This window comes from Marinobacter sp. MBR-99, from assembly GCF_040547575.1.
Taxonomy (GTDB): Bacteria; Pseudomonadota; Gammaproteobacteria; order Pseudomonadales; family Oleiphilaceae; genus Marinobacter.
On the sequence record NZ_JBEPPY010000006.1, the window covers coordinates 1 to 15647 of the forward strand.

A 15647-nucleotide genomic window follows, 5' to 3' on the forward strand; every position below is an offset into this window, starting at 1 on the left:
GCCCTGTTGCCGCGTTATCTTGAAGCGCGCGCGCACTTAGTTTTTTTGCGCCTCGCCGGGGGGGGGGGGGGGGGGCGGGGGGGGGGGGATGTCTTTTTCTTTGGAAAAACAACTCGCTTCGCTCAGACATCTTTTTCCGGCAGAAAAAGACATCCCCACCCCGCACCGACATAACAATTTGGGTGACGCCCGCTAGGACTCGTTTGCTTCTGTGTTTTCTGGTTGCTCGTCCCATCTGGGGCGATTGGCCCTTATTTTTCTGACTTCCTGCATCCAGCCTACCCCGTCGATCAGTTCGCCGGTTTCGTGGTCGATTGGTGGATACGGCAGGTTGCGGTCGTCGCAGTAGCGCTTCACCGTCGGCTGGCACCAGCAGAACAGCAGGCGGTTGTATTCCTCATCCGGCATCCGCCGCTGGTCAAACATACCCGCCAGCTTCCGCTGACGCTGGGCTTCGGAAAGAATAATCGAACAGGCTGAGGACACATTCAGCGATTCCACCATGCCCATCATCGGAATCACAATATGCTCATCCGCCTGCTCGGCGGTCACCGGGTTTACACCATCCACTTCGTTACCCATGATAATTGTGCACGGCACGGTGTAATCCACCTCCCGAAAATCCACCGCCCGGTCCGACAACTGCGCGGCATAAAGTTTGTGCCCCTGAGCTTTCAGCTCCGTCACTGCATTGTCCATGGTGGGATGGGTATGCGTCGTCACCCAGTGAAAACTGCCGCCGGCTGTCTTACGAAACGCCCGAAAACCCTCCTTGGGCCAGACCACGTGCATATTGGCCAGGCCAAAGGCGTCACAGGACCGGATGATGGCCGACAGGTTTCTTGGCTTATGCACCTGATCCGTCAGCACCCGTAGGTCGGGTTGGCGGGTGTTAAGGACTTGCTTGATTCGGGCGAGGCGTTCAGGGGTCATAAGTGTATTGGCTAGCTATGATTTTCCGGCTCCCACAAACCAATCATCAAGCTTGTAGAATCCAGCACAAGTGTATGGGAAGGGTTTTGGGGTGGGCTTTCCAAAAATTTCGAAGGCCATGGATGGCCTGAGAGAAGCGCACATGGATGTGCTCGTAGCGGTTTTTGGAAAGCCCACCCCAAAAGCCTTCTTGCACAGAAGTGGCGAATAATAGCACAGAGCCAAATGAGGAATACCGAGACAACGGTGGTTGATGTTTAAGCACCCCGTTATAATGTGCAGTCCATTTTTGCCAGCGCCCCACACCACCCCGGCGCCAACACACCAAACTACGTGAGACCCATGGCCAAGAAGCTGTTCATCAAAACCCACGGCTGCCAAATGAACGAGTACGACTCTGCCCGCATGGCAGACCTGCTCAAAACCGGCGAGGCGGTTGAAGTGACCGACAACGCCGATGACGCCGACATCCTGCTGCTGAACACCTGCTCCATTCGCGAAAAAGCCCAGGAGAAAGTATTCCACCAGCTCGGCCGCTGGAAAAACCTGAAATCCAAAAAGCCCGACCTCATCATCGGCGTCGGTGGCTGCGTAGCCAGCCAGGAAGGCCAGGCCATCATAGACCGGGCCCCTTACGTAGACATGGTCTTCGGCCCGCAAACCCTGCACCGCCTGCCCGACATGATTACCGAAGTACGCACCAAAGGTAACGGCGTAGGCGTTGTAGACGTCAGCTTCCCGGAAATCGAAAAATTCGACAACCTGCCCGAGCCCGGCGCCGACGGCCCCTCCGCGTTTGTCTCCATCATGGAAGGCTGCAGCAAGTACTGCACCTTCTGCGTGGTGCCCTACACCCGCGGCGAAGAAGTCAGCCGCCCGGTGGACGACGTCATCGCCGAAGTGGCCCACCTGGCCGCCCAGGGCGTGCGAGAAGTGAACCTGCTGGGCCAGAACGTTAACGCCTACCGTGGCGACACCCACGACGGCGACCAGATGGACCTGGCAGAACTGATCGAAGTGATCGCCACCATCGACGGCATCGACCGCATCCGTTATACCACCTCCCATCCGGTGGAGTTCAGCGACGCCCTGATCGAAGTCTACGAGCGGGTGCCAGAGCTGGTCAGCCACCTGCACCTGCCGGTGCAAAGCGGTTCTGATCGCATTCTGGCAGCCATGAAGCGTGGCCATACAGCGCTGGAGTACAAATCCAAACTCCGCCGCCTGCGCAAGATCCGCCCGGACATCAGCTTCTCCTCGGACTTCATCATTGGTTTCCCGGGTGAAACCGATAAGGATTTCGAGGACACCATGAAGCTGATCAACGACATCGGCTTTGATATGTCTTTCAGCTTCATCTACAGCGCCCGTCCGGGCACCCCGGCGTCTGACCTGCCGGACGATACGCCGATGGAGGTCAAGAAGCAGCGCCTGAGCATTCTGCAGGACCGCCTGAATCAGAATGTGATGGACATCAGCCGGAAAATGGTGGGCTCTACTCAGCGGATTCTGGTGACCGGCCTGTCCAAGAAGGACCCGGGCGAGTACGCTGGCCGTACCGAGAACAACCGCATCGTGAATTTCCGCCACGAAAACCCTGAAGTGGTTGGCCATTTTATCGATGTGGAGGTTGTTGAGGCCTATGCCAACTCTCTTCGCGGCGTGCCTGTTGGTTCTGAGTTTTACTGAGCTTTGGCTCCAATGTTTTCTGGTTTTGGGGGCTTGGTGACAGGGTGAGGGTGCCTCCCAAAAAACGCCCCGCAAGTACGTCCCTGTAGGGCTTCGTCGCGCCATCCCTGGCGCTCCAGATTTTTGGGAGGCACCCTCACCCTGTCACCGGCAGACTTTACAATGGCATGCGGTACAAATGGCTAACCAAACCCCGCCACAGACCAGTGATTACGGGCTTGGCTCATCCAAACCACTTGTTTTTCGCCCTTTCGGCCTGCACATTGTTTAAACAGGTACAGGGCGGGCAGGGCCGTCAAAAAATCTGGAGCGCCAGGGAAGGCGCGACGAAGCCCTACAGGGATGTATTCACGGGTGTTTTTTTGACGGCCCTGCCCGCCCTGTACCGATAACTTCGCAGTCTGAACAGCCTACTCCCCCACAGCAGAACCCCGGGGAGTAAAACGAAACGGAGCAAGATTGAACACTCACGATACCAGACAGTTTGACCTGCACCCGGTCAACCAGCGCCGCCTGGCCACCCTCTGCGGCCAGTTCGACGAACACCTGAAGATGATCGAAAAACGTCTGCAGGTAAAAGTCGGCCGCCGGGGCCACCACTTCCGGGTGGAAGGTCACACCGAAAATGTAGCCGCAGCCACCGAAGTCATCCGGCACCTGTACCGGGAAACCGAAGCCAGCGAAGATATTCCGCCGGATACCGTGCACCTGTTTATCCGGGAAACCGGCCTTGAGCGGCTGCCGGATGACGTGCCCTATGACGAAGGCCAAATTACCGTCATCAAAACTCCGAAGCTGACCGCCAAACCCCGCGGTCAGAATCAGCAAAAATACGTGCACAACATCCGTACCCACGACATAAACTTCGGCATCGGGCCTGCGGGCACCGGCAAGACCTGGCTGGCTGTGGCCTGTGCGGTAGAGGCACTGAAAGACGAACAGGTGAAACGCATCCTGCTGGTACGCCCGGCGGTGGAAGCCGGCGAGAAACTGGGCTTTCTGCCCGGCGACCTGGCCCAGAAGGTCGACCCGTATCTGAGGCCTCTGTACGACGCACTCTATGAAATGCTCGGCTTTGATCAGGTTACCCGCCTGATCGAGAAAAGCGTGATCGAGATTGCGCCACTGGCGTTCATGCGTGGCCGCACACTGAATAACTCGTTCATTATTCTGGATGAAAGCCAGAACACCACCCGGGAGCAGATGAAAATGTTCCTCACCCGGATTGGTTTTGGCTCCACGGCGGTGATCACCGGCGACACCACCCAGGTGGACCTGCCGCGCGGGCAGAACTCCGGGCTGATACACGCCGCCAGCGTGCTCAGCAAGGTCCCCGGTATCGGCTTTACCCGATTTGAATCAAAAGATGTGGTTCGCCATCCTCTGGTTCAGCGCATTGTGGAAGCCTACGACTCGTTCGGTGACGGGAGTTCCAGCAGTTAATGAGAAAACTGACCCTGGATTTCCAAAGAGCATATGACGGCCCCGGTGTCCCCGATGAAAATCAGTTCCATGCCTGGGCCGAAAAGGCCTGGCTGGGCGAGGATCCGTCTGAAGTGACGATCCGTATTGTCGGTAACGACGAAAGTCAGAACCTGAATCACCAGTACCGGGGCAAGGACAAGCCCACCAATGTTTTGTCCTTCCCATTTGAAGCACCACCGGGTATAACGGTGCCATTGGCCGGAGATCTGGTGATTTGCGCGCCGGTTGTTGAAAAGGAAGCGCAGGAACAGCATAAGGAACCTGTCGCCCACTGGGCCCATATGGTCGTGCACGGTATGTTGCACCTCCAGGGCTACGATCATATTGAAGATAACGAAGCCGAGGCCATGGAAGCCCTCGAAGTCCGGCTGCTCTCGCAGCTCGGATTTGCTAACCCTTATGAAGCAGAGGAAACGGAACCAGACTCATGAGCGACGATCAGTCGAGTCGCAGCCAGGGCGGCAAGTCCTGGCTGGAGCGTATATCACAGGCCTTCTCCAGCGGGCCTGAGTCCGTTGAGGACGTGCTGGAGATTCTGCGGGATGCCGAATCTGAGAGCATCATTGATGCAGATTCCATGAGCATCATTGAAGGTGCCATGCAGGTGATCGACATGCGGGTGGATGAGATCATGATCCCCCGCTCCCAGATGATCACCGTCAAAGCTTCCCAGGACCCGAAAGAATTCCTCCCGGAAATCATGTCATCCGCTCACAGCCGCTTCCCGGTCATCGGCGAAAGCCAGGATGACGTTATCGGTGTCCTGCTGGCCAAAGATCTGCTGCCACTGGCGATCAACAATGAACTGAACTGGACCAGTATCCGGGAGGTTCTACGGCCACCCACATTTGTTCCTGAAAGCAAGCGGTTGAACCAGCTACTCAAAGAGTTCAAGGAAAACCGCAATCACATGGCGATTGTGGTGGATGAGTACGGCGGCACCGCCGGCCTGATTACCATCGAGGACGTGCTGGAGCAGATCGTGGGAGAGATCGAAGATGAACACGACTTCGATGAGGAAACCCACATCAAGGCCCGAGGCGACGGCACCTACGCCGTAAAAGCCGTCACACCGATTGAAGACTTCAACGAATTCTTCGAGACCATGATGGACGAGGAAGAGTTCGACACCATCGGCGGCCTGGTACTCAAAGAGTTTGGTCACCTGCCCAGACGGGGAGAAACGGTTGAATTCGGCGGCTTGCAGTTTACTATTGCCAACGCCGATAACCGAGTCATCCGTTTGTTGCAGGTAACGCGAAGTGAATCATGAATCTGGCCCTGGCCGCCCTCTGAATCTGCGGTTTACTGACCATCCCTGGTTTGGCCCGGCAATCCTGCTGATTGCCGGCGCTCTCCAGACCCTTACCTTTTCGCCGTTTCATTTGTGGTGGCTTGGCCCGCTTTCCGTTTTCCTGATTGTCCTGGTAACACTCCACCAGGCCTCAGAAAGACTGTTCCGGGCGGGTTGGTTTATCGGGCTTGGCCTGTTCGGTTCTGGAGCAAGCTGGATTTACGTCAGTATCAGCGAGCACGGGAACACCTCAATGCCGGCGGCTGTCCTGCTGATGGTCCTGTTTATTGCAGGTCTGGCACTGTTCCACGCTCTTGCCTTCTGGTTCTGGGGGAAACTGGCCAAAGAAAGCCTGATCCGGCGATTGCTCCTGTTCCCGGCTATCTGGATATTAGGGGACTGGTTGCGAGGCTGGCTGCTCACAGGCTTTCCCTGGCTGTACCTGGGCACTGCACATACGGATGGACCACTTGGCGGCCTTGCCCCCCTTACCGGCGTGCACGGCATCACCTTCTGGATCACGGTCACGGGGGCGGCCGCCTACGCCATCTGGTGGCTGTTGTTGTCGGCTCGCCGGAAATCGGCAGCAGCAGTCACGGCCCTCACCCTGCTGCCCTGGTTCATCGCGCCCACCATGAAACAGGCCGACTGGACCGATCTCAGCGATGAGCCAGTCACCTTTGCCGCCATGCAAGGCAACATTCCCCAACAAATCAAATGGGACCCGGACTTTCTCCGGGACCAGATTGTAGCCTATCTGGGCATGACCGAAGCCCACTGGCAACGTGACCTCATCCTGTGGCCGGAAACGGCGATACCCATCCCCCAGGACCAGGCGGGCAAGATCATTGACCACATTCGGGAAGAATTGGGCGACAACAGCACTTTGATTACCGGAATCCCCTGGTATGGCTACAGCGATCGCATTGACGACTTCACCTTCCACAACAGCATCATGGCCATTGGCAACGGTGAAGGCATCTACCACAAGCAGAAGTTGGTACCGTTTGGCGAATATGTGCCGTTGCAGGGCGTTCTGCGGGGACTGATCGGCTTTTTCGACCTGCCCATGAGCAGCTTCACCCGCGGGCCCAAATACCAGTCTCCGCTGGTGGCCAATGGCATCAACATCATGCCGTACATCTGCTACGAAGTTGCCTATCCGGACTTTGTCGCATTCAATGCCCGTAACTCCGGATTGCTGTTAACCATCAGCAACGACGGCTGGTTTGGCGACTCGATCGGCCCTCTGCAGCACCTGCAACTGGCCCGAATGCGCGCGCTGGAAACCGGCCGCTACATGCTAAGGGGCACCAATAACGGCGTTACCGCCATTATTAACGAAAAAGGCGAGATCACAGAACGCATCCCGCAGTTCCAGCGGGCGGTGCTGACCGGTGATGTATTCCCCGCCACCGGCAGCACTCCCTACATGCAGACCGGCTCCTGGCCGGTGCTGACCCTGGCATTGATACTGATCGTGTTTGTGCGGGAGCGGGTGATCCCGAAAAACCCTACTCCTTAGGCGGCCAGCGGCTGGTTACCCGCTCAAAGTAGTGTGAGCCGCAGGCCTCGCAGGGATGCAAGTGGCTGGTTTTGGTCAGGCACACCATGTGGTTGCAGTTCATACAACGGAACATACCGGCGGTGGCTACTTCGCCCGATATGTAGTGGCTGACATCCTGGTTCTCGAGTTTCTGTTTGAGTTCAAGGGTATCAACCAGGGTTTTATCGGCCACCGAGAGCAGTCGATCCGCCAGGGTGTGCTCCAGTAGCGAAATATCCAGCTGCAACCATTCTTTCAGGCCCTCACCGGTTTCCTCGACAAAGTTCAGCAGGTGCTCAAGATCCCGTTCGAGGTAAGCACCCAGGAGGTCGGCTTCTTCACGGGTCATTTCTTCCAGTTCGTATTCAAATTCGACTGCTTTCTGAACTTCTTCCTCGAGAGTTTCCAACGATGTTTCCTGAAGCTCATGCAAACGGGTTTGTACCCGCTCCAGCATTCTGTCGTAAGCCTCGAGGGCCTTGCCTGAAAGGTGATTGCGTTCTGGTTCCGTCATAGTCTTCCCGCCTGTTTTCTAGTTTTGGTGCAAGGGTCAGGATGTGGTACCTCTTTCCGGGACACGCTGTAAATACGTCCCTGTACGCTTGACTGCAGCATCCATGCTGCAGACAGTCCCGGAAAGAGGTACCACACCCTGCCCCCCGGACATTCTCCCTGCCTTTAGCTAATCGCAGTGGAGCAAGCGCTTCTCTCCAAGAGTACCCTTCGCAAGTTTGGGGTGCTGCCGGGGATGGCTTCCCGGGACTGTGCGCAGCATGGATGCTGCGCTCAAGCCCCCAGGGATGGGTTCACGGCGTGTCCCGGGAAGCCATCCCCGGCAGCAACCTGCACCAAACCCACGAATAACCTCCATACGGGAAGTCTGGCACAAGTCTGCGAAATTGGCAGACTACCTGTTAAGCCTTGGGTGCGTTAGAATGTTCGGCCCTTTCGAACCTCATTTTCACACAGGGTAATTTTGGTAATGGCAGGAATGGACGAACAATACAACCCACGTGATGTAGAGCAGACCGCCCGCGACTTCTGGGAAACCAACGAAACCTTCAAAGTGAAGGAAGAGCCCGGCAAGCCCAAGTACTACTGCCTGTCCATGTTCCCCTACCCCAGTGGCAAGCTGCACATGGGCCACGTTCGCAACTACACCATCGGCGACGTGATTTCCCGCTACCAGCGCATGCAGGGCAAGAACGTCATGCAGCCTATGGGCTGGGACGCCTTCGGCCTGCCCGCTGAGAATGCCGCCATTGCCAACAAGTCCGCCCCGGCCAAATGGACCCGGGCGAATATTGAATACATGAAGAAGCAGCTCAAGCAGTTGGGCTTTGGTTATGACTGGGGCCGTGAGTTGGCCACCTGCGATCCCGAGTACTATCGCTGGGAGCAGTGGTTCTTTGCTCGCCTCTATGAGAAGGGCCTGGTGTACAAGAAAATGTCCACCGTGAACTGGGACCCGATCGATCAGACGGTTCTGGCTAACGAGCAGGTGGTGGATGGCCGCGGCTGGCGCTCCGGTGCACTGGTTGAGCAGAAGAAGATTCCACAGTGGTTTATTCGCATTACCGATTACGCCGAGGAACTGCTGAACGACCTGGACCAGTTGGAAGACTGGCCTGAGCAGGTCAAGACCATGCAGCGAAACTGGATCGGCAAGTCCGTGGGCACAGAGCTGACCTTCCCGCTGAAAGACCGTGACGACGGCCTGACTGTGTACACCACCCGCCCGGACACCCTGATGGGGGTCAGTTACATGGCGGTTGCTGCGGAGCACCCGCTGGCCAGGGCGGCGGCTGAACGCCATCGGGATGTCGCCGAGTTTGTCGAGCAGTGCCGCAACAGCAAGGTGGCCGAAGCCGAACTGGCCACCATGGAAAAGAAGGGCATCGACACCGGGTTCAAAGCCATTCATCCGCTGACCCAGGAAGAGATCCCCGTGTGGGTCGCCAACTTCGTGCTGATGGATTACGGCACGGGCGCACTGATGGCCGTTCCCGGCCACGATGACCGCGACCACGAGTTTGCCCTGAAGTACAAGCTGGCCATCAAGCAGGTCATTGCACCCAATGACAGCCGGGATATCGACGTTCAGGAAAAAGCCTTTACCGAAAAAGGCGTGCTTGTGTCTTCCGGCAAATACAGCGGGCTGACCAGTGACGAAGCCTTCGAAGAGATTGCCAGCCATCTGGAAGCCACCGGCATTGGCAAGCGCACGGTGAACTACCGGCTGCGGGACTGGGGCGTGTCACGCCAGCGCTACTGGGGTGCCCCGATCCCGATGATGACCCTGGACGACGGCACTGAAATGCCGGTGCCGGATGACCAACTGCCAGTTCGCCTGCCGGAAGACGTCGAGATGGACGGCGTCCAGTCCCCCATCAAGGCCGACCCGGAGTGGTGTAAAACCGAATTCAACGGTCAGGCGGCCACCCTGGAAACCGATACCTTCGACACCTTTATGGAGTCGTCCTGGTACTACGCTCGTTTCTGCAGCCCGAATTACGATAAGGGCATGCTCGACCCGGCAGCGGCCAATTACTGGCTGCCGGTGGATCAGTACATTGGCGGTATCGAGCACGCGATCCTGCACCTGCTGTACGCTCGTTTCTTCCACAAACTGCTGCGGGACGTTGGCCTGGTCAACAGCTCGGAGCCGTTCAATCGCCTGCTCTGTCAGGGCATGGTGCTGGCTGAGACCTACTATCGGGAAGATGATTCCGGCAAGATCACCTGGATTGCCCCGGCCGATGTCACGGTCGAACGGGACAACAAAGGACAAGTGGTGAAGGCGGTCCACAATGAAGACGGCCAGCCGGTTCAGATCGGCGGCGTCACCAAGATGTCCAAGTCCAAGAACAATGGCATCGACCCTCAGGCCATCATTGACCAGCATGGCGCCGACACCGTTCGCCTGTTCATGATGTTCGCAGCACCGCCAGAACAGTCGCTGGAGTGGTCTGACAGCGGCGTGGAAGGTGCTCACCGTTTCCTCAAGCGATTGTGGCGCCTGGTCAATGAGCAAATTTCCGGTGGCGAAGTGCCCGCCCTTGAGGCCGGCAGCCTGAACAGCGCCCAGAAAGATCTTCGCCGGAAGACCCATGAAACCATCGCCAAGGTCAGTGACGACATCAGCCGTCGTCTCACCTTCAACACGGCCATTGCCGCGGTGATGGAATTGCTGAACGAAGTCAGCCGACTGACAGACAACGAACCTCAGAGCCTGGCGGTGCGACAGGAAGCATTGGAGGTAGCGGTTCTTGTGTTGTCGCCGATCGTGCCCCACATCAGCCACTCGCTCTGGCAGGCTCTTGGCCACACAGACCCCGTAGTTGACGCCAGCTGGCCGGTCGCCGACGAAAGCGCCATGGTCCGCAGTGAGATTGAAGTGGTGTTGCAGGTCAATGGTAAAGTGCGGGCGAAAGAAAGCGTTCCCGTGGACATCGGCAAGGCAGACCTGGAAAAACTGGCGTTGGAGAACGAGAACGTCATGCGCTTCACTGATGGCAAAACCGTGCGTAAAGTCATCGTTGTACCCGGCAAGCTGGTTAACGTGGTGGCTAACTGATATGCCTTCGGTGCCCTTGTTTCTGAAAGCCCTCCGGCTGCCGTTACTGGCAATGCTGGCAACCGCCACGCTTGCCGGGTGCGGCTTTCAGTTACGGGGCACCTCACCGGTGCCGGTTTCACTGCAACCCATGGCGGTCGACTGCCCCGACTCATTACCAGGCCGCTTCTGCCAGTCGGTGCGGGATCAACTCAGGTTGGGGGGTATCGAACTGCAGGATGCCTCATCCGCGGACTATGTGCTTCGACTGAGAAATTATCAGCAGGACCGCCGTGCCTCCGCCATTACCGCTCAGGCTGCCGCAGCCGAGTTCATACTGCGCCATCAGGTCACAATGGAATTGTTGACCGCCGATCGGATCCCGCTGATCGCCGCTACCGACCTGACCACCAGCGAAACCTATCGCTACGATGAAACCAACGTACTGGCCAAGCAGCGGGAGGAAGAGGAACTCCGGCAACAACTCGGTGACCGGCTGGCACAACAGGTACTCTTCCGGTTGGCGCCGATGAGCCAGGAGCGTATTAACTCGGTCATCGAAGAGTACAAAACGAGCCAAAGCCGAGCCGAGGCACCATGAAAACCCAACCAGGCCAACTCCCCCAGTTACTCAAAAAAGGCCTGGCGCCGGTTTACCTGGTTTCCGGTGATGAACCCCTGCTGGTGCAGGAGTGCTGTGATCTGATTAGAAAGACGGCCCGAGACGCCGGGTATCAGGATCGCCTCACCTACCACGCCGATCATCAACTGGACTGGAATGCGGTTGCCGATGAGTGCAACGCCATGTCCCTGTTTGCCGAGAAGCGGCGCATCGAGATTCACTTGCCAACGGGCAAGCTCGGTGATGGCCGAAAGGTTCTTGAACAGGTTCTTGAGGCACCGCCTGAAGACGTTATCCTGCTACTCATCAGCGCCAAACTGGATGCCGCAGAGACCAAACGCAAATGGTACAAGGCATTACAGGGCTGCGGTGTGCATGTGCCGATATGGCCGGTCGAACCTGACAAATTTGCCGGCTGGCTGCAGCAACGGGCAAGCCATCAGGGCCTGAGCCTTACCCGCGGGGCTTTGTCGATGCTCGCGGAGCGACTCGAAGGCAATCTGTTGGCGGCCAGTCAGGAACTGGACAGGTTAGCCCTGCTGACCGCTGGCAAAACCATTGACGAAGAGACCATCGAACAGGCCGTTCAGGACAGTGCCCGCTTCAATGGCTTTGAGCTGGTGACCGAGTTGCTTGCAGGTAAAGCCGCACACGCCGGAAAAATCATCGGCATCCTCCAGCAGGAAGGCGAAAACCCGCTAGGGTTGCTGAGCGTGCTGGTGCGAGACCTTCACATCATTATCGAGCTTAAAACAGCCCTGCCCCCGGGCGACAATCCCGCGGGCTTCCTGAAAAAACGGGGGGTGTTCCAACCCCGGCGGGCGTCTGCAATCCAGCAGGCGGCCCGGCGGCTGAATATACACCAATTGCACCAGGCCATCCGTCTGTGCAACACCACAGACCGATCTGCCAAAGGGTATGACGACCTTACCCCTTGGCATCACCTCAGAGATCTGTCGGCGGTTCTTGCCGGCGCCCGCCCCAACTGATCTGGGTCAATCCAGCGCAAACCCTAACCGAAAGCCTGCCTCGTCCCTCTTGACAGTTTTTTACATTCCGGCGCATTGTAGACTTCCCAACTCATCAGGGAAGGAAAATCGCTATGAGCCTGCAAGACGAATTCAACAAACTGTCGGAAAAGATCAAGCAGTACCGTGACGAAGCCCGCGTGCAACTGCACCTGGCCAAGGAAGATGTAAAAGACGAATGGGACGACCTTGAACAGGAATGGGATCGCTTTCGCCAGAAACTGGACCAGGTTGTTCACGATGCGGAAAACGCCAGCCATGAAGCCAAAGACACGGCTCGCAAATTGGGTGAAGACCTCAAGACCCGCTATCAGGACATCCGCAACAAAATGAAATAGATTGTTAACGCGTTAACAATTTACAACAGGAAGGGTTAGCACAGAGGCTTCTCTATTCCAGCCTCTGTGCCATACTTCACAGAAAAGGGTGAACACACCGTCATACTTTTGTCGGATTGTTCATTTTGCCATCAATCGCTCGTCGCGATGGCCACGGTGCATACCGTGCAATGTGAGGTATAACGGCCCTATGAAAAAAATAACGTTAGTTCCCATCACACTTACACTCGCTCTTTCAGCCACGCTGGTTATTGGCCAGAATACCCGCTTCAGTGATCCGGAGACGGTCGTAAAAGATCAGTTCTGGGGCAATCTCTATGCCGAGGGTGGAACGTCGTTTTTCTGTGATGAACCGTTCACCAGCAAGGGATTTGTGATGACGGATGGCTATGTCTATCCACCAGCTGATATCCGCAGTGCCCTGAATTGCGGCACCACGAGCCAATGCAAGCAGGACAATCAGTACCGCCAGATTACGTCCGATCTTCACAATATGGTGCCAGTTCGTTCCAGGGTGGAGATGCGGCGCCGGAATGCCCGCTATGAAAACCTGGGTAATGCTACCCGGGCGGATGACTGCGGTATTCGGGAGAGTGCGCAGTTTTTTGAGCCGCCAGCGCATGTAAAGGGGGATGTTGCCCGCACGATGGCTTACATGGTGGATACCTACGGGCTACCCTGGCTTGGGGCGACCTCGGTGTTCCAAGAGTGGAATGAGCTGGATCCGCCGGATGATCGGGAGTTGGCGCGGCATCAGCGTATTGCCGAGATTCAGGGTAACGAGAACCCGTTTGTGGTTAATCCTGGGTTGATTAATCGTCTTTGAGGTTTTGATCTCGATTTGGGAGCAAGCACCAGTCAGGGGGTAGCTTTCCAAAACACGCGGTGAATACGTCCGTGTACGCTCTGCTCCGCCATCCCTGGCTACGCAAGGTTTTGGAAAGCCACCCCCTGACTGGCGTCCGCACTCTTGCGATCAACTAAGCAAGGTTTCGGAAAGCTCCACCCTGACCACCGCCCTTACTCTTGCGATCGGCTTAGCAAGGTTTCAGAAGGGCATCCCCGCATACCAGCCGATAGACTTCAGTTCGCTATCAACAAAAAAGCAGGCCGCTTGGGCCTGCTTTTTTGCTATCTGGAGTAACGAATCTGAATCAGATTTCGTTAGCCGCCAGAGCCATCATCGCATCGCTTCCACTGCGGATGCCTTCGGCCAGAGACACGGTCTTTGGCAGCAGGCGGTCGAAGTAGAAGCGGGCTGTTTTCAGCTTGCCGGTGTAGAAGCCGGAGGTATCGCCCTCGGCTTTCGGAGCGGCGGCTTTGACGGTTTTGGCCCACATGTAAGCCAGGGCGGTGTAGCCGAACATGTCGAGGTAGTCGACAGCGGCGGCGCCGATGGCGTTGGGGTTGTCGCCGGCTTGTTTGATGACGTGTTCGGTAACGTCAGACAAGCGCTCCAGTGACGCAGCCAGCGGCTCCAGGTAAGGCTTCAGGACATCGTCGTTGCTGTTTTCTTCGATGAAGTTCGCCACGTCCTGCACAAACAGTTCGTACAGTTTGCCCTGGCTGCCAACGACCTTACGGCCCATCAGGTCCATGGCCTGGATGCCGTTGGTGCCCTCGTAGATCTGGGTGATACGGCAGTCGCGCACCAGCTGCTCCTGGCCCCATTCGCGGATGAAGCCGTGACCACCGAAGACCTGCTGGCCGATGATGGTGGTGTCCAGACCGCGGTCGGTCAGGAAGGCTTTGGCGACCGGCGTCAGCAGAGCAACCATGCCTTCGGCGTGCTTGCGCTGTTCATCGTTGTCGGAGTACTTGGAGATGTCCAGCCACTGGGCTACGTAGGTAGAGAAAGCACGGCCACCCTCTACGTAGCTCTTCATGGTCAGCAGCATGCGGCGCACATCCGGGTGTACCAGGATTGGGTCGGCGGCTTTTTCCGGCTGCTGGGCACCGGTGGGAGCGCGGCTCTGGATACGCTCGTTGGCGTATTCGCGGGCACTCTGCAGGGAGGCTTCAGCAGCGCCGATGCCCTGGATACCCACACCCAGGCGCTCGTAGTTCATCATGGTGAACATGGCGGCCAGGCCTTTGTTTTCTTCACCAACCAGCCAGCCCTTGGCGCCGTCAAAGTTCATCACGCAGGTCGCGGAGGCCTTGATACCCATCTTCTTCTCGATGGAACCACAGCTGAACTGGTTGCGCTCACCCAGGGAACCATCGTCATTCACCATGAACTTGGGTACCAGGAACAGGGATATACCCTTCGGGCCTTTGGGAGCGTCAGGGAGCTTGGCCAGCACCAGGTGGATGATGTTCTCCGCCATGTCGTGCTCGCCCCAGGTAATGAAGATCTTGGTGCCGGTGATGTTGAAGGAGCCATCGTCGTTCGGCTCGGCCTTGGTACGAATAATGCCCAGGTCGGTGCCGGCGTGGGGCTCGGTCAGGTCCATGGCGCCAGACCAAACGCCGGAGTACATGTTGGGCAGGTATTTCTCTTTCAGCTCCTCGCTGCCGTGCGCATCCAGGGCCAGGCAGGCACCGGCGGTCAGCATCGGGGCCAGGCCGAAGGCCATGTTGGCGCCCTGCATCATTTCTTCAAACTGGGCCACCAGTGTTTTCGGCATGCCCATACCACCGAAATCCGGATTACCGCCAAGGCCGTTCCAGCCACCTTCCACGATGGTCTGGTAGGCTTCTTTGAAACCTTCCGGAGTGGAAACTTCGCCTTCGTTCCACTTACAGCCCTGTTCGTCCGCTTCGCGGTTCAGGGGTGCCAGCACGCCACTGGTAATTTTGCCCGCTTCTTCAAGGATAGCGTCTGCGGTGTCGGGATCTACGTTTTCTGCGATCTTGGGCAGCGACGCCCAGAGTGCGGGCGCGTCGAATACTTCGTTCAGAACGAAACGCATGTCACGAAGGGGTGCCTGATAATCAGCCATGTATAACTCTCCAGAAATTCAGTCAGTCACGTGGGGGACTTTGAAAGTGCCTTCTCAATAAAGGTCTGGTAGTCCGCCCGCTCGGCTATGTGTCCGAAACAAGGTTGTTGTTCTATGGCGCGCTATTCTACCTCAAAACACGCCCGGGACTCATGAAAAAAGCCCGCCTCCAAACGGAGAACGGGCTTTTTCTGTGCCATCAACCAGATAG

At 57.2% G+C, this 15647-nt stretch carries 13 protein-coding genes; 10 read left to right on the top strand and 3 right to left on the bottom strand.

Annotation, left to right across the window (positions count from 1 at the left end; genetic code table 11):
• Positions 1-192: 192 nt before the first annotated feature.
• Positions 193-933, bottom strand: coding sequence for a tRNA (guanosine(18)-2'-O)-methyltransferase TrmH (trmH, locus tag ABIE59_RS06410; RefSeq protein ID WP_072678162.1), 741 nt, complete (start codon positions 931-933; stop codon positions 193-195).
• Positions 934-1275: 342 nt separating this feature from the next.
• Here trmH and miaB point away from each other — a divergent pair, with 342 nt between their 5' ends.
• From miaB to lnt, 5 genes are all read left to right on the top strand, one after another.
• Positions 1276-2622 (top strand): tRNA (N6-isopentenyl adenosine(37)-C2)-methylthiotransferase MiaB, encoded by a 1347-nt coding sequence (gene miaB / locus ABIE59_RS06415; RefSeq protein ID WP_354445333.1) that lies wholly within the window; start codon positions 1276-1278, stop codon positions 2620-2622.
• A 459-nt stretch (positions 2623-3081) separates the two neighbouring features.
• On the top strand, positions 3082-4065 hold the full coding sequence (locus tag ABIE59_RS06420; protein ID WP_354445335.1) for a PhoH family protein: 984 nt from the start codon (positions 3082-3084) through the stop codon (positions 4063-4065).
• A complete protein-coding gene (gene ybeY, locus ABIE59_RS06425) occupies positions 4065-4538 on the top strand; it encodes an rRNA maturation RNase YbeY (RefSeq protein WP_354445337.1) in 474 nt (157 codons plus the stop codon). The genes ABIE59_RS06420 and ybeY overlap by 1 nt, the downstream gene beginning before the upstream one ends.
• Complete coding sequence (locus ABIE59_RS06430; protein ID WP_354445339.1) at positions 4535-5380, top strand: CorC family transporter; 846 nt, start codon at positions 4535-4537, stop codon at positions 5378-5380. The genes ybeY and ABIE59_RS06430 overlap by 4 nt, the downstream gene beginning before the upstream one ends.
• Positions 5370-6926: an apolipoprotein N-acyltransferase gene (lnt, locus tag ABIE59_RS06435; protein ID WP_502915336.1), complete on the top strand. Its 1557-nt coding sequence runs from the start codon at positions 5370-5372 to the stop codon at positions 6924-6926. Before ABIE59_RS06430 ends, lnt begins: the two co-directional genes overlap by 11 nt.
• On the opposite strand, the gene ABIE59_RS06440 is transcribed toward lnt, so the two are convergent.
• Positions 6916-7461: a zinc ribbon-containing protein gene (locus ABIE59_RS06440; protein ID WP_354445341.1), complete on the bottom strand. Its 546-nt coding sequence runs from the start codon at positions 7459-7461 to the stop codon at positions 6916-6918. The two genes, lnt and ABIE59_RS06440, sit on opposite strands and share 11 nt — an antisense overlap.
• Before the next feature lie 477 nt (positions 7462-7938).
• Here ABIE59_RS06440 and leuS point away from each other — a divergent pair, with 477 nt between their 5' ends.
• From leuS to ABIE59_RS06465, 5 genes are all read left to right on the top strand, one after another.
• Positions 7939-10524, top strand: coding sequence for a leucine--tRNA ligase (gene leuS, locus ABIE59_RS06445; RefSeq protein WP_354445697.1), 2586 nt, complete (start codon positions 7939-7941; stop codon positions 10522-10524).
• A gap of 1 nt (position 10525) precedes the next feature.
• On the top strand, positions 10526-11104 hold the full coding sequence (locus tag ABIE59_RS06450; protein ID WP_354445343.1) for an LPS-assembly lipoprotein LptE: 579 nt from the start codon (positions 10526-10528) through the stop codon (positions 11102-11104).
• Positions 11101-12114: a DNA polymerase III subunit delta gene (holA, locus tag ABIE59_RS06455; protein WP_354445345.1), complete on the top strand. Its 1014-nt coding sequence runs from the start codon at positions 11101-11103 to the stop codon at positions 12112-12114. The genes ABIE59_RS06450 and holA overlap by 4 nt, the downstream gene beginning before the upstream one ends.
• Positions 12115-12227: 113 nt before the next feature.
• Positions 12228-12491 (top strand): hypothetical protein, encoded by a 264-nt coding sequence (locus tag ABIE59_RS06460; RefSeq protein WP_354445347.1) that lies wholly within the window; start codon positions 12228-12230, stop codon positions 12489-12491.
• 190 nt (positions 12492-12681) lie between these two features.
• Positions 12682-13317: an endonuclease gene (locus tag ABIE59_RS06465; protein ID WP_354445349.1), complete on the top strand. Its 636-nt coding sequence runs from the start codon at positions 12682-12684 to the stop codon at positions 13315-13317.
• Between the two features lie 328 nt (positions 13318-13645).
• On the opposite strand, the gene ABIE59_RS06470 is transcribed toward ABIE59_RS06465, so the two are convergent.
• Positions 13646-15436 carry an acyl-CoA dehydrogenase C-terminal domain-containing protein gene (locus tag ABIE59_RS06470; protein ID WP_354445351.1) on the bottom strand — a complete coding sequence of 597 codons (1791 nt, stop codon included), beginning with the start codon at positions 15434-15436 and terminating at the stop codon, positions 13646-13648.
• Positions 15437-15647: the final 211 nt, after the last annotated feature.

Coding starts and splice junctions, on each gene's coding strand:
- trmH (WP_072678162.1), bottom strand. CDS start 933: ATGACCCCTGAACGCCTCGCCCGAATCAAGCAAGTCCTTAACACCCGC.
- miaB (WP_354445333.1), top strand. CDS start 1,276: ATGGCCAAGAAGCTGTTCATCAAAACCCACGGCTGCCAAATGAACGAG.
- ybeY (WP_354445337.1), top strand. CDS start 4,065: ATGAGAAAACTGACCCTGGATTTCCAAAGAGCATATGACGGCCCCGGT.
- ABIE59_RS06430 (WP_354445339.1), top strand. CDS start 4,535: ATGAGCGACGATCAGTCGAGTCGCAGCCAGGGCGGCAAGTCCTGGCTG.
- ABIE59_RS06440 (WP_354445341.1), bottom strand. CDS start 7,461: ATGACGGAACCAGAACGCAATCACCTTTCAGGCAAGGCCCTCGAGGCT.
- leuS (WP_354445697.1), top strand. CDS start 7,939: ATGGACGAACAATACAACCCACGTGATGTAGAGCAGACCGCCCGCGAC.
- ABIE59_RS06450 (WP_354445343.1), top strand. CDS start 10,526: ATGCCTTCGGTGCCCTTGTTTCTGAAAGCCCTCCGGCTGCCGTTACTG.
- holA (WP_354445345.1), top strand. CDS start 11,101: ATGAAAACCCAACCAGGCCAACTCCCCCAGTTACTCAAAAAAGGCCTG.
- ABIE59_RS06460 (WP_354445347.1), top strand. CDS start 12,228: ATGAGCCTGCAAGACGAATTCAACAAACTGTCGGAAAAGATCAAGCAG.
- ABIE59_RS06465 (WP_354445349.1), top strand. CDS start 12,682: ATGAAAAAAATAACGTTAGTTCCCATCACACTTACACTCGCTCTTTCA.
- ABIE59_RS06470 (WP_354445351.1), bottom strand. CDS start 15,436: ATGGCTGATTATCAGGCACCCCTTCGTGACATGCGTTTCGTTCTGAAC.